We start from the raw sequence: 23,144 nt of genomic DNA, 5'->3' as shown, positions 1-23,144 counted from the left end.
CAACGAGATAATTAGTCGGTAGACTTTCTTGGTTGTATTTTAGAAAGAAAACACTACATATAGAGCTAATAAACAAAATTTGAGCTAATTGAACAAGTTTTTTATCCGCAATATGAAATCTTGTAAGTGAAAACATAAAAATACGATATTTATTTGGACACTTGCTGCATTACTGTCTATTGCTCTAACCATTGAAATTCATTAGAGTTCATGCCTCCAGATGCAATCAATCCCTTATTGAGCACTTTATAAATAGAAGAAGGTGGTGCTTATAAGGTTATGTTGTGAAGTCTTTTCTGGAAAAGAATGTTGCTACCAGCAACTCGCTCTTTACGTCAGATGAATGAAAAAACATGAATTTCAAACATAAAAAGCTAGCTAGTTTAGTGCTTTCCTCAGTACTTCTTTCTGGATGTACTGTACCCGGTAGTCACCTTTCCACAGATGGAAAAAACTTCGTCGAAGACAGCAATGTTAGTCGCACTTCTGATTTCAATGTTTTTCCACTTACACTTGATAAAGTATCTCAACTTAAAATTTTGGGGATAGAAGCCAAATCCAACCCTGAACTAGATCGCCAACTTAGCTCTTATGAGTATGAGGTTGGCCCTGGAGATATACTAAACATTACTATTTGGGATCACCCAGAACTAACTATTCCTGCTGGTTCTTATCGCAGCTCTGCTGAAGCGGGGAACTGGGTACATGCTGATGGCACTATCTTCTATCCATATATAGGTATTGTTGAAGTTGCGGGTAAAAACGTTCGTCAAATTCGTGCTGATATTTCTCGCCGATTAGCAAAGTACATAGAAAGTCCTCAAGTGGATGTCAGCGTAGCAGCTTTTCGTTCGAAAAAATCCTACATTACTGGTGAAGTAAGTAATCCTGGACAACAACCAATCACCAACATCCCACTCACCTTGTTAGATGCAATTAACCGTGCAGGTGGATTAGCCGAAAACGCCGACTGGAAAAATGTAACACTGACAAGAAACGGCATAGTTGAAAACATATCTCTTTATGCGCTGATGCAAGAAGGCGACCTCACTGAAAATAGGCTACTTCAACCAGGTGATATCATCCATGTGCCAAGAAATGATTCACAAAAGGTTTTCGTTATGGGTGAAGTTAACGATCCTAAACTACTGAAAATAGATCGCGCTGGCATGAGCCTTACGGAAGCTCTGAGCAACGTTGGCGGTATTAATCAGATATCAGCGGATGCGACAGGTGTATTCGTAATTAGGAGGTCACAAGACGCAGGTTCACTGGGCGACATATATCAACTTGATGTCTCCGATGCGGCAGCGCTCGTTATTGGTACTGAATTTGCTCTGAAACCGTATGACATCGTTTATGTCACTGCGGCGCCTATCAGTCGTTGGAATCGCGTTATTGCACAACTAGTACCTACCATCTCAGGCTTCAATGAACTTACAGAAGGCGTCCTTCGAGTCAGGACTTGGCCATAGAAAAAGCATTCTGAAGGGCTTGTTTGAACATAAACAAGTCATTCAAACGTTGTCTATAAGGAGCAAAACATGTTTTCGAACATTCTTGTCGTGTGTGTAGGTAATATTTGTCGCTCTCCCACAGGAGAGCGGTTACTACAGCAACTACTCCCAGATAAACAGATTTCTTCGGCGGGTATTGCCGTAGAAAAAAGTCGCCTAACCGGAAAGCCAGCAGATGAAACCGCCAGACTTGTCGCGTCAGAACGTGGTATCTACCTGCTAGACCACAAAGCGCAGCAGCTAACCGCTAAGTTGTGCGCAAAACAAGACCTAATATTGGTGATGGAACAAGGTCATATCGATGCTTTGACGGAGCTGGTACCAGAGGCTAGAGGTAAAACAATGTTATTTGGTCACTGGATAGGTTCCGTGGATATTCCAGATCCATACAGACAGAGTAGAGAAGCCTTTGAGCATGCATTATCTCTGATTGAAAATGCTGCTCATGCATGGGCAAAAAAAATATAAATTCAGATCACTTGGCGAAATAAAAAATAATGGCTAACCAAACAATACAACCATCTGCTCTTGCTGATGATGAGATCGACCTAGGCAAGCTCTTCGGCATATTGATAGACGCGAAATGGTTTATCATCAGTATTACACTCTTTTTTGCAACATTAGGTATCGCGGTCGCGTTGCTATCAACTCCGATTTACAAAGCCGACGCGTTAATACAAATCGAAAAGAAAAGTTCAGGTGGTATTTCGGCGATGGTCGGTGACATGGGAGAACTCTTTTCTGCCGAATCATCTGCAACTACAGAGATTGAAATAATTAAATCGAGAATGATTCTTGGCGATACCGTTGATAAGTTTAACTTAACAACCATTGCCACTCCTGATTACTTACCTTTTGTTGGTAAAGGTCTAGCACGAATCAACGGTACTCAAAACTACATTTCTTTGACCACGTTTGAAGTACCTCGAACGGCTAAAGGATTATCTCATCAACTGATTGCTACAGACATCGAGAAAGGTCAATTCAGCTTGATGCTTGAAGACCAAATGGTACTTTCTGGTTCAGTTGGTCAACTAATTGAGATGAATGGCTATCGTGTAAAAGTGAACCAGCTCAATGCTCAAAATGAAGATACTTTTACAATAAGTAAAATAAGCAAGTTAGATGCTATCAACAAGTTAGCCTCACAACTTTCTATTTCAGAGAGAGGTAGCCAAACAGGTATTGTATCTCTAAGTATTGAAGGTGAATACCCAGACCACAGTCAGCTTGTTTTAAATGATGTTGTTCAAAACTATTTTTTGCAGAATGTTAGAAGAAACTCAGCTGAAGCTGAGCAGAGCCTCAACTTCCTTAAAGGTCATTTACCCGAGATTAAGGACAAGCTAACTATTTCAGAAGATACATTGAACAGTTTTAGACAAGAAAACGAATCTATCGATTTAAATCTCGAAGCACAATCTACTCTAAAAGTGATGGTGGCACTTGAAGCCCAACTTAATGAGCTAACATTTAAAGAAAGTGAAATCAGTCAAAAATTCACCCAAGACCACCCAGCTTATAAATCGCTGTTAGACAAACGTCAGACATTACTACAAGAGAAAGAGCGTCTTAACAAACAAGTTCAAAAACTGCCAAAAACACAGCGCGAAGTCTTGCGTATGACTCGTGATGTCGAAGTAAACCAGCAAATCTACATCCAACTTTTGAATAAAGTTCAAGAGCTAAATATCATAAAAGCTGGCACCGTAGGTAATGTGCGTATTATTGACAACGCACAATCTTACGCAATTCCTATTAAACCGAAAAAACCTTTGATTGTAGTTTTGGCTACTCTTCTAGGAGGCATGGTAGCTGTCGCATTTGTTCTGGTAAAAACCGCGTTTCATCGTGGAGTGACTTCTCCTGATGAAATTGAGCAAACTGGAATATCTGTATATGCAAGTGTTCCAAAATCAGCACAACAATTGGAAGTTGCGAACAAGCTAAAACGTAAAAACAACAAAGACTTACTTCTTTTAGCAAATGCCAATCCAGCAGATCTATCAATTGAAGCACTACGTGGACTTCGAACCAGCTTACACTTCGCAATGTTGGAAGCCAAAAACAATGTCTTAATGATTTCAGGCCCAGCGCCTTCCATAGGTAAGACGTTCGTATCAACTAACTTTGCTGCAGTTGCGGCTAAAACGGGTCAAAAAGTCCTTTTGGTGGATGCTGACATGCGAAAAGGTTATTTACAGCAATGTTTTGGCCTCACAGCAGAGCAAGGGTTATCTGACTTACTAAGTGGAAAAATTGATCGAGCAACCGCAATCAAGCCAAGTCAAGTTGAAAACTTGGATGTGGTTACTCGCGGCCAAGTACCACCAAATCCGTCAGAACTTCTTATGCACCCTCGCTTCAAGAGCTTTGTTGACGAGATGTCTGCACAATACGATCTAGTCATCATCGATACGCCGCCTGTACTCGCAGTTACCGACCCAAGCATTGTTGGCGCGCTTGCAGGAACAACTCTGATGGTCGCTCGTTTTGATCAAACGACTTTGAAGGAGATTGAAGTCGCGCAAGGTCGCTTCGAGCAATCAGGCGTTGAAGTTAAAGGTGTGATTCTCAATGCAGTTGAGAAAAAAGCATCTAACTCATACGGCTATGGATACGGCTACTATAACTACGCGTACAAAAGCGAATCATAACTTGAATTTAGATCGCTAATTAAACCAAATATGACAAAGCCCTGCTAGAAACAGCAGGGCTTTTTCTATTGCACTCTTAATTGCTTGTACGTAATCAAACTAAGCAAGACAAAGAATATTGGGTCACTCCAACCAAAACCGACAAATACTCCGATAATGCCGGCATAGGTAGTAATCACTGCCCCTAAGCCATTAGTAATCAATAATGCTTTAAACAGCTGTTTCGCAGTATGCCCTGATTCCACATTACGTAACATCAAACTCACCGCTGCGATTCCACCTAAAAAGATCGAAGTATGCTGCGATAAAAACAGCGCGTACTGGTCGTTAATTTGTACTCCATACATCGGCCACATTATGGTTGGTACAAAAAACAACGCAAAAGCGAATACCGTATATACGACACCATGAACGGTTAGAAAAGTGCGGTTGGTCATCATCTCCTTATCCTCTAATAGGCCCTTGATTGAGCGTCGTTAACGGCACATTGATATCGAAAATTTGACCTCGTACTTCGACTACGCCCATTTTTCGTAAGCGTGCGGCATGCATTTCGAGATAAGCTTGCGCCGTGGCTTCATCTTCAAAAAGATAGATACCACCACCGAGTTTGTCTTTTTCGCTTTCCGTCCAGATTTTCCAAATCATGCCCGGCTCTTGGTTAATCGACTTAGCTAAGTCGACCAGAGCATTCGACATCTCGTCACCAAACGGACCATAAAATTCAAAATCAACTTGCAATAATTTCGCCATCTTGAGTCTCCTCTTCTTATTGACTCGTTTTCGATGACAAGATTATTACCTTTATAAAACTGACAGAAAAGTTCATAATTTCGCCATTAACTGTCTAAAAAATTGACTCATGAGACTAAAAACGACCTTAGAACAATGGCAAACGCTACAAGCGATTAATCAAGAAGGCAGCATTCAATCCGCAGCTTTACTGCTCAACAAGAGCCATACCACATTGATCTACTCGGTGAGGAAGTTAGAAGACCAACTTGGTATTCAACTTATCGAAGTACGAGGGCGCAAAGCGGGTTTGACAGAGCACGGCAAAACCATACTGCGTCGTGCACAATCCATGCTTGAACAAGCGCGGGAACTAGAAGTCATCAGCGAGCAGTTAAAAAGTGGGGTGGAATCTCAAATCACGGTCGCAGTAGATCATCTTTGTGACCCTTGTTGGCTTTATGCACCACTCAGTCAATTTTTGGAGGACAACAACACAACCTCCGTTCAAGTGGTTGAAACGTCACTGAGCAAAACAACCGAAATGGTCGTAAATGAGCTCGCTGACATCGCAATCATCAACTTACCGATAACCAACTACCCTGCCGAAGCATTTGGCGTAACAACCATGCTGCCTGTAATCGCAGCACACCATCCACTCGCTAAAAAGCCGCATGTTTCCATCGACGATTTTGCAACCACCAGCCAAATTGTCATCCGTGACTTAGGTGATTCAGACAAAACGAAAAGAGATGTGGGTTGGTTACGCGCACGTCAGCGTATTACCGTCGATAACTTCGACCACGCTTTTCACGCCGTAGAGCAAGGCGTTGGGTTTTGTCGGCTACCAGCGCACTTAGTCTCAGCCCGAAAGAGCGATAAAATTAAAGTATTGGAGCTCGAACACTCCCATCAATATCAAGTTGCGCTACACCTCACTTTGCCCAAAGGAGCCAAAAGTGGTCCTGCGACTCAAGCGCTTTATCGTACTTTACTCAAAAGTGTAGAAACTCGAGTCTAGCAACAGTGGTATTGAGTTGAATCGCTAGTGTTATCGGCTATTGATTCTCCCTAAATATAGAGAAACGGCCATTTTGTGACGCTACACTCTCACAAAAGGTTGCACGAAGGATAGCGACCACCTACTATCACTCTGCTCATGCCTAAAGCACCCAACACTCGCGGAAAGAACTCGGTTCACGGCAATATCCTCACCTGCTTGGTTTAGCAGGCACAATCTGTTTTTACCTTCTTTTTAGCTTCTATATAGGCGAGTGTGGAAGAAATAAGAAAGGTGAAATATGAACTCTACAAATAGCTTCTCGATCAATATCAATCAGCAAAAATCCATTGCTAAAAAAAGGCTCAAAGCTATCCGCCTATACGATGACGCCACGTTGGAGTTAGTTAAGCGATTTCACTCCAAACCAGAATCTTTGGCTCCCAATACAATTCAATTGGCTGACGTTCAACATGCACTCGCAAGAGAACTGGGCTTATCCAGTTGGAGTAAACTAAAAGTTCATGTCGAAGAGCTAGAAGCGCACAAACTAGCCATCAAAGAACAAAAACCGCCCCTAGATGCAAAAGTAAAAACGCTACACGTTCGTTGTGGCCACGACATTCAACAACAACTTAAAGCCAGCGGATTTGAAGGGGCATTTTTAGCCCTGATCGATCCGCTTTGTATTGGCCCCATACCAGCAACACCACAGAACTTCCTTGCCATTCGTGCCCAATATGTCGTAGAGACTCTGCTGCCTGTGATGAAGCGTGAAGACTCGGTTCAAGATATAGTCACATTGGAACAATCAAACCTCGATCTGTTGCAAAGTGATGTATTTGAACGAATCGTCTTTTGGGTCGAACATGACAGTTATGATCAATTGATGCTAATTCGTGCTCTAACACAGTTAGAGAATGTAGAGAATAAAGTGATAGAGGTCATTGAGTTGAACCAGTTCCCGGGCACTGAACGATTCATCGGCTTTGGGCAGTTGCCTGAAGAAGCTATTCGTTCTTGTTGGCGATACCGTAAACCTGTGACAGCAAAATTATTCAGTCAGGCTAAACGGTGTTGGCACGCTATTACATCACCGACACCTATTTCCATAATTAATTTGATTCAGCAGCATAACCTGGATTGCTTGCCCAATATATTCAACGTGCTTAAACGCCATTTGCAAGAGTTACCTAATTCACAAACTGGATTGAGCTTGACACAACACCTCGCACTAAAGGTTTTGAACTCGCAAAATCGTTCAATTCCCATCAAAGATTGGTTTGAGCAATATCAACAACTAGAACCTCTTCCTTACCTAGGAGACGTGATGTTTTACGCGTTACTCCTCCCTCTAGCACAGTGTCAAACACCTTTGATCACGATTGAGTCACGTGAAAGGCACTGGTGGGAACAAAGCGTCCGTATCACTGAGGCTGGCAAGCAGTGTTTGGAAGGCTTAATACGAGCGAAACAATGCTATTGGGTTGGAGGGATTAAAAATACCAGTCAAAGTTATTGGAGCTGGGATCACCTCCAACTAACTACACTTGCCAACCATCATTGAGTTGACAAATATGAAAGCATAACGGGTTCGTTGGCTCTGATGAACACTCAATACTAAATTATCCCTAAAGAAGCGACCGCTAGCCTGAATATAACTTAAATAGTTATGCAGAAATGCATCCACTCAAAGAGAGTATGCACTCTATCTCTTATTAAAATTTATTGTAAATCCTCTTTGTTATCGGTTGTATATTCGATAAAAGTGTTAAAATACAAACTTTTCATCCGGCCAATTCGTTAATATTTGGTTAAAATCCCATTTTTATTAGTGATAAAGTTCACATCTATTAACCATTTAGAGGATTATTCTTTCGTATTTTCTCACTCCGCTGCTAATCTGCTCGCCGCTTTGAAGTGAACTCAAGGTGCATAACTATAAGGAGTGTTCTCATGAATACCAAGAAACCGATGTCGCTTACCAGCCGCGTAATTTTAGGTATGGTTGCGGGTATCTTGACAGGATTTGCAATTCGCACACTTTTTGCCGACAACGGATTTGTCGACGCATACATTGTTAATGGATTATTCGAAGTTGGTGGACAGATCTTCGTTGCCAGCTTAAAAATGCTTGTTGTACCGCTAGTATTTGTTTCGTTAGTTTGTGGTACTAGCTCTCTCAAAGACCTCTCTACACTGGGTCGCATGGGCGGTAAAACCCTCGCTTTCTACGTTACGACAACGGCTATCGCGATTACGCTTGCTCTAACTATGGGTACTCTATTCCAGCCAGGGGCAGGGGCAGATCTAACGGCAGCAAGTTCATTCAAATCAGCCGAAGCGCCATCTTTAGGTCAGGTGATCATCGATATGTTCCCGACCAACCCAATCAGCGCAATGGCAGAAGGTAAAACTCTGCAAGTTATCGTGTTCGCCGTGCTATTCGGTATCGCGATCAGTGCAGCGGGTAAACCAGGCGAACGCATCGCAGCATTCTTCTCTGATCTGAATGAAGTGATCATGAAACTGGTCGCGATTTTGATGAACTTGGCGCCTTATGGGGTGTTCTTCTTAATGGCGAAGCTATTTACTGGTCTTGGTCTGGGCGCGATCGTCAATCTGGCAGAGTACTTCTTAGTACTGGCTGGTACGCTTGTCCTACACGGTCTAGTTACTTACAGCTTAATGTTAAAAGGTTTCACAGGTCTAAACCCAATTACGTTCCTACGTAAGATGGAAGACGCGATCATGTTTGCTTTTTCTACAGCATCATCGAACGCGACGATTCCAGTGACAATGGAAACAGCAAAGCACCGCATGGGTGTTGAGAACCGTGTATCATCGTTCACAGTACCACTTGGTGCAACCGTGAACATGGACGGTACGGCGATCATGCAGGGCGTAGCAACTGCGTTTATTGCTCAAGCTTTCAATATTGATTTAACTATGGGCGATTACCTAATGGTTATCATGACGGCAACTCTGGCGTCTATCGGTACCGCAGGTGTTCCTGGTGTGGGTCTTGTCATGCTTGCTATGGTATTGAACCAAGTTGGTCTGCCGCTTGAAGGTATCGCGCTCATCATGGGTGTTGACCGTCTTCTTGATATGATTCGTACCGCGGTAAATATCACTGGTGACAGTGCTGTAACCGTCATCGTTGCGAAATCAGAAGGTGCATTGGATGAAGCTCGCTTCAACGACCCAATGGCAGGCGTAGCCGAAGAAGAAGTGCATCTGAAGCGCGCGGAAGCTTAAATACTTCCAAGTTAAATTATCCTGTCTAAGCAAAAACCACCTTACTCTAAGGTGGTTTTTTATTTCCAATTAACCCGAAATCAAAAAGGTTTAGATAAAATTCTCGTCCCCCGAGGTTGTTTCAATTACTAATAGGTCAGTAGTTAGATTCTATATTAGTTCATCTAGAGGGTTAAGATAACTCGCCTATGTTTATCACTTTGAAAATGATATAAGGGACATTTTCATCATATAGAGATACAAATTCCATTATCAAATTAAAGTTCAAAACCAAATCGCGATAGATAGTAGTCTGATAATTAAGTTGGTACTAAGATACATACATCATAATTTCATGTTTAAAAATAGTCTTTTTTATTCATATTCTCACTTCCAATACTTGCATTAGGTTTCAACGAAAGTATGTTCGATTTTTTTAAGAAATTTAAATATACATTAAGCCCAGAGGTAAAAGGTACTTTAGTTCTTGATCAAAGACCTCTAGAAAATGTAACGGTTTACTTAGAAGCTAATTTTTTAAAAAATAATTACAAAAGGAGTTCAAGTACTAATGAGTTAGGTGAATTTCACTTTAAACCAGTCATACATGCTCAAAGGTTCAAAGAATCAGCTTTGAATCAAACATATTCATATATCGGAATATATACCTATATAAATGAAGAAAAGAAATATATTTGGGAGTCTCAGTTAAACTACGTTTCACCACCTATATTTATAGAGGACAACTTAAGTAATCTTTACTGTGAGCTTGAAGATACCGAGTTTCGATACTTTTTCAAGAATATCAATCTAGAAAATGCTGGAGATCTAATGGTTATTAGCAACTGCAATTTAAATGGATTTTTATATAAAAGACATTTTTCATAGAGTTTATGATTGTGATGATTATTAAACTCAAAGTTCTTTAAAAGAAAAAGCTATACCTGCACGCCTCAATCAAGTTTAAACATATCAATCAAAGTGCTAATTCGCAGAATATTTCTCTAAAGTAATTCACTACTTAACTTTCGTATACTCCTGATTCTACATAACCAGTTAGTTTGCACTGACTGTACACATAAGTATCATCTTCACCATTTCCAAAATAAGAAAAAGCGAAGTAGTAAACTTCATTGGTTACTTCACAATTCAAATTTCCCATATTTTCTCTAGCAAACTCATAAGTCTCATAACCATCAATTGAAGACTCCCATATCGTCACCTCTTCTCCATTTGCTAGATGAGTCTTCAGGAAAACGAGCACGTATTTCTGATCTAAGTTCAATAAGTCTTGAGACTCATGCTCTTCAAATACAGGGAAGGCAAACGATCCGTTAGCATCAGTAATAGTTTGAAACTCATGAATGGTTCCACGCACACCGACTCGGAGGACCACTAATTGAGATGACAACGGTTTTCCGTTCAAAGTTAGCATACCAATAATATCTGGCGTATACCTGTACATGAAAGGTTTCTCTTAGATAAAAACTTGAATCTGAAAGTACCCTTTCAAATCGAGCAAATCTACTACGGAAAAACGTATTGTGACGAGCTCGTGTGCTTTGAGTAAATGTTAAAAATAACAATTTCTTGTTTGCGCTAAACCAAACATAGAACATGTTTGATGGGCCATACCTACTCCACCATCGAATTCAGTTTTTCTCTAGCTTGTGCTTCGTGTTCTTTAGTGATGGCATTACCGACTGAGTTCGCGGCTAAGGTAAGTGCCGCCATATCATCGGTAAAACCGACGCCAGCTAGTACGTCTGGCACCATATCTGTTGGTAGGACGAAGTAAGCCAGTCCGCCACCTAAAATAGCCTTGTGGCGAACAGAGGTGTTGGAATCTGCCATCGCGAGCCATGATTTTATGCCCATTACGGCAATTTCTTCACCCGCTTTCTTAACCGACCCTTTCATTTTTCGCCAGAATGTTTTCTCATCTGGCGCTTGCATCGTTTGATCTTTGGCGTCTTTCGGCGCCGATTTTACAGACATTGTTGTGGTCATCGTTGCCTCCGAAATTTATGACTATGTCCAACATATTAATAAATCGAACCTGAACGCAAGATTAATAACAAGAAATGATAGTAAAGTGAAACACAGATAGAAAAATCCCCAAACCGAAGTCCGGGGATTATTGCCTTGGAAACAAAAAGTCTTGGAAAACAAAAGTTTTGAAACCAAAAGTTTTGAAACCAAAAGCTTTGGGAGCCAAGCTTTAGAAGCAGAATGCCTTATTGAACAATCTTCTCCAGTACACGTATCAACATTTTGATACTTGGTTCAATAGACTCAAGCAACAAGTACTCTTGATCGCTGTGGAAGCCCGCACCGATAGGTCCTAGACCATCCAAAGTTGGAACACCAAGAATCGCCGTGTTGTTTGCATCAGAGCCACCACCTACTTCTTTCCAGTTGATGTCGATCGCCAGTTCACTTGCGGCTTCTTCAACTAGCATCATCAGGCTTTCTGTTTGTGGGCTTGGCACCATAGAAGGCTTATAAGCTTCACGAACCAACTCAATTCTCACGCCATCAACGAATGGTGTTTCCAGCATGCCATTTAGCTTGCTATCGACATCATCGTATTCTTCGTTGCTCCAGAAACGCACATCCACGATCGCTTCCGCGTGCTCAGGGACGATGTTCGCACCGTTGCCGCCAGAAACAATGCCGACGTTCAGCGTAGTACCAGATTCAAAGTTGGTCATTGCATTGACAGCCAGAATCCAATTCGCCATCTCAGTGATTGCGCTGCGGCCGTTTTCTGGCTCGTTACCTGCGTGAGCAGCAACGCCATTAAAGGTCATTTTGTAGCGAGCCATGCCTTTGCGCGCTTTCACTAAACCACCGTCTGCACGTGCTGCTTCTGCAACCAGCACATTCTTAGCGTTTTTCGCAACTGATTGAATCCAATCCACAGAGTCCAGAGAGCCCGTCTCTTCATCTGGGTTCATGCAGATAGCGATAGACAACTTATCCAACACCGCTTGGTCTAGATTGCGCATCGCGTATACGATGTTCAGCAAGCCAGATTTCATGTCCGAGACGCCCGGACCGTAGGCTTTCTCTGCATCTTGAGACATTGGACGAAGCTCAGCAGTACCCACAGGGAACACGGTATCCATGTGACCAATCAGCATTACGTCGATTTGCTCAGCTTCCGGCTTGTTTCGAACTTCAAGACCGATGCCCGCTCTGCCACAGTCGATGCGTTTTACGCTCCAACCTGACATCGCTTGGTACTTCTCTTCAAATTGAGAAGCGATAAACTCGATACCATCAGTCGTGTAAGTGCCACAATCCACATTAATCAGCGGACGTAGCTCTTCTAGATATTCATTTAGAGAGAATTGCATGACTCACTCCTAGACAAACAGATTCATCACCAGCATTGCGCCAAACGCGTTCAATACTGAGATTGCAATCATAACTGGGATGTAACGACCTTCAGTACCGATTGGGCCCATGATACGACCCATGTACTGAACTTGAGAGCCCATAAGGTAGATGGCAGGCGCTAGAATCGCAATGTGCGTGCCGTTAAGGATACCTTGGTCAAACAGCGTGATAACCACACCCACTGCGCCACCCATCGACATCCAAGCACCGATCAATACCGCTGCAGCTTCACCCGGAAGACCAAACACCGCCATGATTGGAGAAAACACAGTGCCCATCAGATCCAACGCGCCAGTGATTTGCAGCGCTTTGATGATTACGAACGCCATCAATACGTTAGGCACCGTAGAGGTAGTCGCAATCACCCAACCTTTCTTAGCACCTTCGACGAAGATATCCGTCACCATTGGTTTTTTCGCTTTAACGTCACCCATTATGCCGTCTCCTCTTTTAAGTTCTCTGATTTGTTTTGGTCTTGCTTGTCTTCTTTACCTTCCGTCATGTTCAGGTAGATACGGAACAGGTTCGCGCCGATGATCTTAAATGCGAACATCACCACAACTGCTAAACCAATAGAAGACGTTACTGCTAGAGAGCCGTCAGCCATCGTCAGTGTGAACAGCACAGCACCCGATGAGAAGAAGTTCACGATGGTTGCACCTGCTGTGAACTGGAACATGGTAAATACGTCCGTTTCACGCTTAGTTAGGTGACCTTCATCTTTTAGCTGACGCGTCATTGCCGCACCTGCATCGGTACTTTGTAGAGAAGCAATTAAAGCCAGACCAGAGTTACCAGGGATGCCCATTAGAGGACGTAGAAGAGGAGTAAGAAGCTTACGAGCTGCTTCAAGTGCACCGTAGTGCTCAAGTACGTTGATCATACCTAAGGCGAACATAACAGTTGGAATCAAAGTAAGTGCGAAAATGAAACCGTCGCGAGCACCGCTACCACCAGTACCGCGAAGCGACGTTGTTGCAACTTGCACACCGTCAGCCGTTTCGGTGACACCATACGCCACCTTGCCGAAAGAGCCATTGAGCGTTGTAAAATCGAATACACCGTACCATTCGCTAGATTGCATCAGGCCAGAAAAGAACACAACCGCAAACGCCAGAGCAACGTAGCACCCCAGTGTAACTTTACGCTCAGTTTGAACAGGAATTTTCATAACATTACCTACACATGTGGAACTTAACACATATGTTCACCTGAATAATGTGCTAGAGAGATGATCAAAATCAATCCGCCTGCCGAACATTATCGCGACTCAGTTATGAAGTTTTGTTTTATGATTTCAATCACAATTGAAAGATAATGAAAGTTTGTTCTAACAATTAGGTATTTTAATCTATATCGATACCTCGGGACTTCTTTATCAACCCAACAAATGATTCTGACGAATATTACTTTCTACAACATTCATGACGAACTTCATACTTTGGCATTGAGGCAATATCGATTAACTCGAAAGTAACATTCAGCCACGAAATTTAGGTTAGGATGGTCCGGTCATATGTAAACGGCATAAACCAGAATTAACAGGACTATACGACCCATTGTTACGCTCACAATATAAAATAGCCAAATGGACACTCGCCCTCGTGCTTTGGGTGGTGATGATATGCTTAAGCCAAAATTCTGGTTTCTCGAAAAGCTGCCCGAAGGCTCACCAAATACAGAGTCAGCAAGATGAGAGTGTGAATTTATCACCATCTTGCGACCTTTCAGAAAAGCTGGTTCAAGCTTACCAACATCAGTTTGATCATATTCTTATTCCATTTTTTCTGTTTGCTTTGATTGTGGCGCTGCCGATGACAACCACAGCAATTCGTTATCTGGAATACACAGAACCGATACCGGAAAAGTATCGGGTTCACCTAAAACTTTGCGTGTTTAGAGAATAAAGCCAGCAAGGCGAGAGACCTTTCTGCCTGACTTTTGTGCATATTTTATTCACTTCACATAACAAACAACGAAATTTAAAAGTTTTAGGAAATATTATGACATTCACTCGTACACTTTTGGCGTTAACGATGGCTATCGTATCTGCCGTATCTTTCGCATCAGAAAAGACCGCAGAACAAAAGCTAGAGGAAGTTAATCAGATACTAAAAGATAACCCTCAAATTCTTGATTCATTGCACCAAAACCTTCAAGAGTACATTGCGTATCAACAGTCATTTGGCGACACCTTGAAGGAGGTTCGTCAATATCTAAGTGATGGCAAACATTCCTCTTTTGGTGCTGAAAACCCTGAGTTAACCATTATTAACGTAACAGACTACAGCTGCCCTTTTTGTAAACGTTTAGAAGGAGAGCTGGTCAAAGTTGGTAAGGAATATCCGCAGGTAAAAGTGCTTAACCTCAATGTCTCTTTTAAAGAACAATACGAGAAAAACGGCTACAACTCGGCAAGTTACGCATTAAATGTTTGGCAAAACCAGCGAGATAAGTACGAACAAGTGCATGAGTTATTGGTGAAAAAACCGGGCGCACATGACGCACGTTCCTTAAATCAAATCGCGAAAAAAACGGGGACAGAAGCGCAGCTTGTCGACGACAAAGAGACCAAGGCGTTGCTTGATAAAAACTATCAGTATTTCACGCAACTTGGTTTACGCGGCACGCCTGCGTTGATCATTAATGATCAAGTCATTCCTGGCTATGTGCCGTTTGACGAGCTAGAACAAGTCATCGACCAAGAACTGGCGAACTAAAACAACAAAGCCCTTCCCTGATAACTCAAGGAAGGGCTTTTTCTATCTAGGCTTAAAACGAAGTTCTAACTACTTTTCGCGACCCACAAACGCCACAACGACTTTGTCATTGCCAAGCGAGCGAGAGAACACATACGCACCTTCTTGTTCAATCACTTGATGTTGACCTGCACCAATCGCTGGGTGCGCTTTACGGAACTGACCAAGGGTTTGCCAGTGTTTGAGTAGCGCTTGCTTCTCATCCGATAGCTTCCACACCATGTCAGAACGTGTGCCTTGGTGGAAATCATCCGCGTAAGGACCAATGTTACGACCAACTTCATCACCATAATAAACCTGAACAGCACCAGGACTCAGAAGCAGTGCATTCGCGGCGTTACGCTGCATACCGTAATCTTTGAAGCGAGAGAAGAACAGCTCGGTATCGTGAGAAGACATGTAGCTCACAGGGTTAAAGTCTTTCTCATTGGCGATAGTATCTGCGTAACTTTGGTAAGTGTCTGCCATTTGGCTGAAACACGCCGCGCCTTTGTCTAACTTCTTCTGCATGTCGAAGTTAATCAACGCGTCAAAGCCATCGTCAAAGTAAGGGCTGCGATAAGCGCTATGTCCCCATACTTCACCCATCATCCAGAATGGCTGACCTGACTTACCGTTCTCTTTACGCCATTGCTCAAGGCTGCTTGATGCCTCTTCTTTCAAGCGTTTCCACACATCGCCTTCAACGTGCTTCACCGTGTCGACACGGTAACCATCAATACCAAAGCGTTTCACCCAATCAGTTTGCCACTCAATTAGGTAGTCCGAGACGGTGTAATTATCACGCGCCTCAACGCGAGTGCCAGGGTTATCCAATAGCCATTGAGCTGGCTTCACGGCTTTGTCTGATTCAGTGATAAAGTCAGGCAAACCCGCCAATGACATGGTGATATCACTGCTGCCCGGAACTGGGTATCCCGGTAGACCTGTTCTTATCCAGTCACCGCCCCACCATTTCGCCCAGTTTGGACTCTGGTAATCAATATTCTGGTGGTAGCTATGCCAATTTTCACCCGCTTTTGGTTGCCAATCCCCCCACTTCTTAGGTAGTTCAGCGTTTGGTTTTAACACCTCAATACCATCAAATTGCAAATCGGCTAACGTTGAGTAACCGGTGTGGTTGATTACTGCGTCCATCAATACTTTAAGGCCACGTTTGTGTGCCTCTTCCACCAGCTTTTTCAGGTCATCTTCGTTACCGAAGTTCTCATCAATCTTGGTGAAATCACGCGTCCAGTAACCGTGGTAAGCGTAAAATGGGAATGAGCCGCTATCGCCGCCGCCCACAAAACCATGCACTTGCTCAACGATTGGCGACAGCCAAATTGCATCTGTACCTAGGCTCTTGATGTAATCTAGCTTTTCGATCACGCCTTTTAGGTCACCACCGTGGAAGGTACCAATCTCTTCTTTGCCGTCTTTCTTGCGCCCATAGCTGTTATCATTGCTGGTATCGGCATTGTTAAAACGGTCGACCATCACGAAGTAAATGTTGGCATTACGGTAATCAAACGGTACTGCTTCTTTGGTTTTCTTCACTGGCTCTAGTAGCACCAAACCGCCGGAATCTTTGCTTGGTGTCAGCGATACTTGCTGATCTTTTACTTCGACCATTTGACCAGAATAGGCATCACGCAACTTGGTGCCATCGGGGAAACTGTCACCCAGCGCGATGGTGACTTCGCCGCCTTGGTAAACCTCACATTGCACTTGTGGGATTGGGCGTTTGAATTCTGTCTTGGCAGCTTTCTTAGGTTCACGCTTGAAGCGTAGAGTTTTGGCTTCCGCATCAAAAGCAAAAGAGTAATCGCCAGTAAAACGGATTTTTAACGGCAGTTCTGTTGGTTTTCCGCAGTTCAGCGCGATAGGTTTGTTGAATTTGACCTTCTGACCATCAGGCGCGACACAGTCGCCTTCAACACCCGTGATTTTGAGCGTGTATCCGTCTTTGGTTAAGGGCACAACCAAAGGTTGCTCTGCACTTAAAGGAAAGTCACGGCTGTTGGTCGTGGTAGAAATGGTGATGTTTGGCTCGGCGATGGCACTTGCCGATGCAAGCAATAAGGTCGTCGTAATCAGATTCAGTTTCATCGTTCAGTCCATTGGTTGCGCATAGGCGCAGTATTCGTGTTGTAGTTTTATTCACACTAATAGTAAATGGATGAAAAACTGAGCACATCATTCTGAAAGGCTACGCCCTAAAGCTTGTGACGCTTCACATTTTGCTTTTATTGGGGCGTAGTTCTATTTACGAGCAGGATAAAAGGGAGTTTAAAGCTGCACGCTGCCTAGGTTGCGCATTTGTCTCATCGCCCAATTGACGCGGCTGATGGTGTAAGAAGTCTGAGGGTAGACTTTGATGCGATACGGATTTGGCAGCACCACCGCAAGCCTTGCTGCTTGGCGTGTTGAAAGTTGTTTAGCTGGAATACCAAAGTAGTTTTGTGCAGCGGCTTCCGCCCCATAAATACCCGGCCCAAACTCCACCACATTCAAATACACTTCGAGAATGCGTTCTTTACTCCACATTGCTTCCATCAGCAGAGCAAAATAAAGTTCATACGCTTTGCGCACATAAGAGTGTGAAGGAAACAGAAACACGTTCTTTGCAGTTTGCTGAGTAATCGTGCTCGCACCGCGAGAGGGACCGTTCTCGCCAGACTCTGAGATCACTTTAAACAAGGAATCAAAATCCACTCCGTAATGGGTCGGGAACTTTTGATCTTCTGTCGCAATCACAGCCAATTGAATGTGTTTAGAAATATCACTCAAAGGCACCCATTCATTTTGACTCTCTTCAGGAAATCCTTCAGGAGGAGAAATCATGCGGCTGATCTTCCATCCCCAAATTGGTGGATCGATGTATTTCACTATGCCAACGAGCATCACTGGTAAAAGCAAAAGCACCAATAAGATATTGAACAGAAGGGATTTAATCTTTCTCAAAGTCCGACCTAGCCTGATTTAATAAAACAATATGATGCAAGTATAGAGTATGCAGTCTGTTTATCGTTAGTGAAAACTTGGTCAAAAAAAGCCCGATTTACAATGTAAAACGGGCTTAGAATTTGATTAGACTAAATTATTTGTGCAGCTTGTAGAACACGGTTGAAAGTGGAGGCAAACGAAGCTCAAGTGATTGAGGCAGTGATTCACTTTCAACTTTTTCCGTTTTCACACTGGTCAGCACTTTAAAATCGCTGCCGCCGTATTTGCTGTCGTCTGTATTCAGTAGCAGTTCGTATTGACCTGCATTTGGAACGCCTAAACGAAAGCGCTCGTGTGGTACGGGCGTAAAGTTGGTGATGATCAGAATACGCTCACCTTCTTTACTAATACGCTCGTGCGCTAGGATGCTCGCATCCGCTTCGTCTTGTAGACGCCACTCAAAACCAGCAGGAACACAATCTTGATCGTGCATCGCAGCTTCATTTCGGTACAAGTGGTTCAAATCTCGCATCAGCTTTTGAACGCCTTGATGACGCTCGTATTCTAGCAAGAACCATTGCAACTGATCATCGTGGTTCCACTCCGCCGTTTGACCGATTTCCGCGCCCATGAAGTTCAGCTTTTTGCCCGGTTGACCATACATATAACCGTAGTATGCACGTAGGTTTGCGGTTTGCTGCCATTCATCGCCCGGCATCTTGTTATGGATAGAGCCTTTTCCGTACACCACCTCGTCGTGAGAGAGAGACAAGACGTAGTTTTCGCTGTGCGCATAAACCAGCGGGAAGGTGATGGTATTGTGGTGGTATTTGCGGTGAACAGGATCTTCTTTGATGTATGAAAGACTGTCGTGCATCCACCCCATATTCCACTTGAAGCCAAAACCTAAACCACCCATAAAGGTTGGCGCAGACACCCCCGGAAACGCCGTTGACTCTTCCGCAATCGTCATCGCATTCGGGAAGTGCTTGTACACTTCTTCGTTCATCCATTTTAAGGTTGCGATTGCGTCGTAGTTTTCGTTGCCACCATCGACGTTTGGAACCCACTGGTCGTGGCTACGTGAGTAGTCGAGGTAAAGCATCGATGCGACTGCGTCCACGCGAATACCATCAATATGGAATTGTTCAAACCAGTACAGCGCATTCGAGACAAGGAAGCGGCGCACATGTTCACGGCCTAAATCGTAAATGTAGGAGTTCCAGTCTTGGTGCCAACCGCGACGCGGATCTGGATCATGGAACAGAGGCGTACCATCAAAGTTCGCTAAACCATGATCATCCGATGGGAAATGCGCAGGAACCCAATCCAGCACTACACCGATACCAGCTTGGTGACACGCATCCACGAAGAATTTGAAATCATCAGGTGAGCCAAAACGGCTAGTTGGTGCAAACAAGCCAACAGGTTGATAGCCCCATGAACCATAGAATGGATGCTCAGACACAGGCATCAGCTCAACGTGGGTGTAGCCCATATCCACAAGGTATGGCACCAACTGCTCCGCGAGTTCGCGGTAGTTCAAGAAATCACCGTTCTCGTCGCGCTTCCATGATCCAGCATGTAGCTCGTAAAACGATAACGCTTCATCACGCTTTTGTGTCACTGCACGGTTTTGCCATTTCGCATCTTGCCATTGGTAACGCTTGTGATCGTAGGTAATGGATGCGAACGATGGGTATTGCTCAGAGTAGAAACCCCAAGGGTCTTGTTTGTGTGGCAACCCTTCCCCATTTGGCCCTTTGAGCTCAAATTTGTATTGTACCCCCTCTTCCAAACCAGGAATGAATAGGCCCCAGATACCGTAGTCTAAGCGTTGCATTGGATGACGACGGCCATCCCATTGGTTGAAGCAACCCACAAGGCTAACAGCAGATGCATGTGGTGCATAAACAAGGAAACGCACACCAGAGATGTTTTCACCGCCACGCTCTAGCGTGACAAAGTGCGCGCCCATGTAGTGATACATGTCTTTTGGCGTATGCAGATGCTCGTACTCTTGGTAGATATTGTGGTACTGGTACGGGTCATCAATAATTTGTTCAACACCATTCCAATCGACCGCTAAACGGTAGTGGGTCAGATGTAAATCGCGTTGCTCTTTTAAGATGAAACCGCTGTCGCCATCACGCTCAAGCGCCACGCGAGGTTCACCATTAACAAGCAGTTCAACCTTGTTTGCGCCCGGCATCCAAACTCTCAGCGAAGCTTCGTCGTCAATGAATGGACCCAGCGCCGCAAATGGATCTGAGTAAGCCGCCTCAGCAAGCAGTTCGTATGCGCGTTCGTGTTGTTTCTTTATTTTCTTGGTTTTGGTGGTTTTCAAATCTTTCTCCCTAGAGCCAACATCCTTTTCAAGACCAGAGATCTGAATCAAACATCGGTTTCTCCACAGCCAACGTTGTGAACTCACAAAAAGACTCCGCTTCTCACGTTCGTTGCGTAAACGGCGTCAAAATACAAAAATGCCCGCTATTGTCGCGGGCATAATAACGGTACTTCATCCTAACGGATTGTGTTTTAGGAATGAGTGACCTAGACGGAACTTTCGTACCTCTGAGCTAACAAAATTGGTAATCAGCTCGTCCATCTACGCCACTCTAGGCATCTTACTTACTCGCCTGTGCGCGAACTTCAGTAAGGCGTTTAGAAATACGATTCACATCTTCACGGCTGAAGATTTCATCTAGGTTCATCGACAATTTACGACGCCAGTTTGGATACTCATCCACCGTACCAGGAATATTGACAGGTTGATCCATTTCTAGCCAGTCTTCAAGCTGAACGCTAAGCAGTGCAGAGTCACCCGCGGCTACGTGCAGTTGCAGCGCTTCGCTTAGGTATGAATCCATTGGCACGTACTGAGCATCATGACCAATGCCTTCTGGCAGATAGCCATGCCAGCGAACACTGTCTAGAATGCCTTGTTTGCACTTCAAGCGGTCAGCGAATAGGCCTTCCAACTGCTGCTCATCAGGGTACAGACCAATCTCACGCCCCATCTTCAAGTCATCACAGTGCCAGAAACCGCGTAGTGTTGGCATATCGTGCGTACACAGCGCAGCCATAGACTGCTCAGCGTAGTGCTTCGGAGAAATAAAGCCACCGTCGTCTTTTGATGTTTCGAAGAAGAAGACTTTGTACGAATGCACACCCGCATCACGAAGGATATCAACGATTTCATCAGGTACAGTACCCAAGTCTTCACCGATTACAGAACACTGATGACGGTGAGATTCCAACGCTAGGATTGCTAGCATGTCTTCCACTGGGTAGTACAAGTATGCGCCTTCTGTCGCTTTCTCGCCTTTTGGAATCCACCAAAGGCGAAGCAGGCCAAGTACGTGGTCGATACGCAATGCACCACAATGCTTCATGTTAGCACGTAGCAATTTGATGTAAGCGTCGTAGCCAGTCGCTTCTAAAACCTGAGGGTTAAGCGGAGGCAGACCCCAGTTTTGGCCTAGTGGACCAAGTACATCTGGTGGCGCACCGATGCTTGCATCCAATACTAGCGCGCCTTCGTCAGCCCATGTTTCGCTGCCTGAATCTGCAACACCAACCGCAAGGTCGCGGTACAAACCCACAGCCATGCCTTTTTCTTCGGCTAGCGCTTGCGCTTCTTTGATTTGATCGTCTGCGATCCATTGCAGGTATATGTACAAGTGAACACGATCTTGGTTGTCCTTAATGTACTTCTGAGTACCAGCTGCGTCGAATGTGCGGTACTTCTCAGGGAACACAGGCCAACCCCACATGTTTGCATCTTCTGCATGTAAATCAGCATGAAGTGCATCGAATGCAGCTTGGTGTAGCAAGCTGTCGCCGCCTTTTTCAACAAAGTCCAAGAAGGCACGAGCGCGATCGGTGTTCTTGTCTAAATGGCGAGCTTTAAACTCACTGAATAGCAGCGGAAGAACGCTCATTTTTAGTTGTGAAACTTCGGTGTAATTCACCCAATGAGAGTCTCGCGCTTTTTGTAGACGTTGTTGGAACTCTGCGCTACCCACTCGCTGTTGTGCTTCTGCACTTAGCGCGAATTCAGGTACAGAGCTTACGTCGATGTACATGATGTTCAACCAACGACGAGAAGACGGGCTGTATGGGCTTGCCCCTTCTGGATTCGCAGGGAACAGCGAGTGAATAGGGTTCAAGCCAATGAAGTCACCGCCACGAGAGGCAATATCACTCACCAGTTGTTTTAGGTCACCAAAATCACCGATGCCCCAGTTATGCTGAGTACGCAGTGTGTAAAGCTGGATACTAGGACCCCATAGCTTTTTGTGTTGGTTTAGATCGTCTTGTTTGAAACACGCTTTCGGCGTAATGATCAATGACATCTCGTAAGGTGTTTTACGACGCTTACGACTGATGATCAGTTTGTGATAACCCCAAGCCAAGTTCTTTGGCAATGCAAACACTAGAGGGCCACCCTCAGCACGCTCATCACGAACAATTTGGGACTGAAGATAGCCTTCAAGTACCTCTCCTTGTTCTGTTTCTAAACGCCAGCTGAATTCACTCTCACGAGCACTCGTACCTAGGTTTAGTTCCACTTCGACTGGTTCGCCGTCGCGTAAAACAAGAACAGGGGCTAGTACGTCTTTTTTATGTTTCTTTTCAGCAGAAGCCAGTAGTTTTTCATCACTGCTAGTATCGTAGCCAAGCGAAGCGAGCAAGCGGCGTAGCGTCTCCTCAGACACTTTAGCCTCATCTCCCCAAGCACTGACATAGCTATCAGCCAATCTCGCCATTTCCGCGACTTTCTTTAATGCTGTTTGTTCTTTCATCGCTTTCTCCGAAGGTAATACCAACACCTTCCATGTAGGGTTTTATTGTTATCAATAACTTCTTTTGGAAAATGACCAAAGGTAGCGCTTGGCTA

At 44.1% G+C, this 23,144-nt stretch carries 20 protein-coding genes; 9 read left to right on the top strand and 11 right to left on the bottom strand.

What is annotated here, in order from left to right; translation table 11 throughout:
- The first annotated feature begins 353 nt into the window (after positions 1–353).
- The 3 genes from R8N46_RS01265 (at position 354) to R8N46_RS01255 (ending at position 4,174) form a co-directional block, all read left to right on the top strand.
- Positions 354–1,475, top strand: coding sequence for a polysaccharide export protein (locus R8N46_RS01265; protein ID WP_017634447.1), 1,122 nt, complete (start codon positions 354–356; stop codon positions 1,473–1,475).
- A gap of 69 nt (positions 1,476–1,544) precedes the next feature.
- On the top strand, positions 1,545–1,985 hold the full coding sequence (locus tag R8N46_RS01260; RefSeq protein WP_053303899.1) for a low molecular weight protein-tyrosine-phosphatase: 441 nt from the start codon (positions 1,545–1,547) through the stop codon (positions 1,983–1,985).
- Positions 1,986–2,014: 29 nt separating this feature from the next.
- On the top strand, positions 2,015–4,174 hold the full coding sequence (locus tag R8N46_RS01255; protein WP_115386832.1) for a polysaccharide biosynthesis tyrosine autokinase: 2,160 nt from the start codon (positions 2,015–2,017) through the stop codon (positions 4,172–4,174).
- A 65-nt stretch (positions 4,175–4,239) separates the two neighbouring features.
- On the opposite strand, the gene R8N46_RS01250 is transcribed toward R8N46_RS01255, so the two are convergent.
- Together R8N46_RS01250 and R8N46_RS01245 are read right to left on the bottom strand one after the other, a co-directional pair.
- Entirely contained in the window at positions 4,240–4,611 is a 372-nt protein-coding gene (locus R8N46_RS01250; RefSeq protein WP_017634450.1) for a hypothetical protein, read from the bottom strand.
- A gap of 7 nt (positions 4,612–4,618) precedes the next feature.
- Positions 4,619–4,927 carry a monooxygenase gene (locus R8N46_RS01245; protein ID WP_213972101.1) on the bottom strand — a complete coding sequence of 103 codons (309 nt, stop codon included), beginning with the start codon at positions 4,925–4,927 and terminating at the stop codon, positions 4,619–4,621.
- A gap of 109 nt (positions 4,928–5,036) precedes the next feature.
- Between R8N46_RS01245 and R8N46_RS01240 the strand changes: the two genes are divergently transcribed.
- The 4 genes from R8N46_RS01240 to R8N46_RS01225 all read left to right on the top strand — a co-directional run bounded on the left by R8N46_RS01240 (position 5,037) and on the right by R8N46_RS01225 (position 10,034).
- Positions 5,037–5,927 (top strand): LysR family transcriptional regulator, encoded by an 891-nt coding sequence (locus tag R8N46_RS01240; protein WP_115386833.1) that lies wholly within the window; start codon positions 5,037–5,039, stop codon positions 5,925–5,927.
- Positions 5,928–6,207: 280 nt separating this feature from the next.
- Positions 6,208–7,473 (top strand): DUF1835 domain-containing protein, encoded by a 1,266-nt coding sequence (locus R8N46_RS01235; RefSeq protein ID WP_115386834.1) that lies wholly within the window; start codon positions 6,208–6,210, stop codon positions 7,471–7,473.
- A 389-nt stretch (positions 7,474–7,862) separates the two neighbouring features.
- Positions 7,863–9,167, top strand: coding sequence for a dicarboxylate/amino acid:cation symporter (locus R8N46_RS01230; protein ID WP_054576578.1), 1,305 nt, complete (start codon positions 7,863–7,865; stop codon positions 9,165–9,167).
- Between the two features lie 402 nt (positions 9,168–9,569).
- Complete coding sequence (locus tag R8N46_RS01225) at positions 9,570–10,034, top strand: DUF6795 domain-containing protein (protein WP_225491615.1); 465 nt, start codon at positions 9,570–9,572, stop codon at positions 10,032–10,034.
- A gap of 133 nt (positions 10,035–10,167) precedes the next feature.
- Here R8N46_RS01225 and R8N46_RS01220 read toward each other — a convergent pair whose 3' ends face one another.
- The 5 genes from R8N46_RS01220 to R8N46_RS01200 form a co-directional block, all read right to left on the bottom strand.
- Complete coding sequence (locus tag R8N46_RS01220; RefSeq protein WP_104980194.1) at positions 10,168–10,611, bottom strand: DUF6795 domain-containing protein; 444 nt, start codon at positions 10,609–10,611, stop codon at positions 10,168–10,170.
- Between the two features lie 170 nt (positions 10,612–10,781).
- Positions 10,782–11,156, bottom strand: a complete 375-nt coding sequence (locus tag R8N46_RS01215; RefSeq protein WP_115386835.1) for a YkvA family protein — start codon at positions 11,154–11,156, stop codon at positions 10,782–10,784.
- A gap of 227 nt (positions 11,157–11,383) precedes the next feature.
- The gene (locus tag R8N46_RS01210; RefSeq protein ID WP_005374856.1) at positions 11,384–12,508 is read right to left on the bottom strand and encodes a M20 family metallopeptidase; all 1,125 of its coding nucleotides are present in this window, start codon (positions 12,506–12,508) and stop codon (positions 11,384–11,386) included.
- Between the two features lie 9 nt (positions 12,509–12,517).
- Positions 12,518–12,985, bottom strand: coding sequence for a YjiG family protein (locus R8N46_RS01205; RefSeq protein WP_005374849.1), 468 nt, complete (start codon positions 12,983–12,985; stop codon positions 12,518–12,520).
- Positions 12,985–13,722 (bottom strand): nucleoside recognition domain-containing protein, encoded by a 738-nt coding sequence (locus tag R8N46_RS01200; protein WP_005374846.1) that lies wholly within the window; start codon positions 13,720–13,722, stop codon positions 12,985–12,987. Before R8N46_RS01200 ends, R8N46_RS01205 begins: the two co-directional genes overlap by 1 nt.
- Positions 13,723–14,170: 448 nt before the next feature.
- On the opposite strand from R8N46_RS01200, the gene R8N46_RS01195 reads away from it, so the two are divergent.
- Both R8N46_RS01195 and R8N46_RS01190 read left to right on the top strand, forming a co-directional pair.
- Positions 14,171–14,458, top strand: coding sequence for a hypothetical protein (locus R8N46_RS01195; protein ID WP_049872671.1), 288 nt, complete (start codon positions 14,171–14,173; stop codon positions 14,456–14,458).
- A gap of 96 nt (positions 14,459–14,554) precedes the next feature.
- On the top strand, positions 14,555–15,271 hold the full coding sequence (locus tag R8N46_RS01190) for a DsbA family protein (RefSeq protein ID WP_053349997.1): 717 nt from the start codon (positions 14,555–14,557) through the stop codon (positions 15,269–15,271).
- A 69-nt stretch (positions 15,272–15,340) separates the two neighbouring features.
- Here the strand turns inward: R8N46_RS01190 and R8N46_RS01185 are convergent, their stop codons facing one another.
- From R8N46_RS01185 to malQ, 4 genes are all read right to left on the bottom strand, one after another.
- Positions 15,341–17,401: an alpha-amylase gene (locus R8N46_RS01185; protein ID WP_115386836.1), complete on the bottom strand. Its 2,061-nt coding sequence runs from the start codon at positions 17,399–17,401 to the stop codon at positions 15,341–15,343.
- A 180-nt stretch (positions 17,402–17,581) separates the two neighbouring features.
- Entirely contained in the window at positions 17,582–18,256 is a 675-nt protein-coding gene (gene mtgA / locus R8N46_RS01180) for a monofunctional biosynthetic peptidoglycan transglycosylase (RefSeq protein WP_025998606.1), read from the bottom strand.
- Positions 18,257–18,392: 136 nt separating this feature from the next.
- Positions 18,393–20,636: a 1,4-alpha-glucan branching protein GlgB gene (gene glgB / locus R8N46_RS01175; RefSeq protein ID WP_171345592.1), complete on the bottom strand. Its 2,244-nt coding sequence runs from the start codon at positions 20,634–20,636 to the stop codon at positions 18,393–18,395.
- 232 nt (positions 20,637–20,868) lie between these two features.
- Entirely contained in the window at positions 20,869–23,049 is a 2,181-nt protein-coding gene (malQ, locus tag R8N46_RS01170; RefSeq protein ID WP_318098213.1) for a 4-alpha-glucanotransferase, read from the bottom strand.
- Positions 23,050–23,144 lie beyond the last annotated feature (95 nt).

The sequence above is a fragment of the Vibrio sp. 1874 genome (genome assembly GCF_033344395.1).
Lineage (GTDB): Bacteria > Pseudomonadota > Gammaproteobacteria > Enterobacterales > Vibrionaceae > Vibrio > Vibrio alginolyticus.
This window is presented reverse-complemented; position numbering and strand designations above follow the sequence as displayed.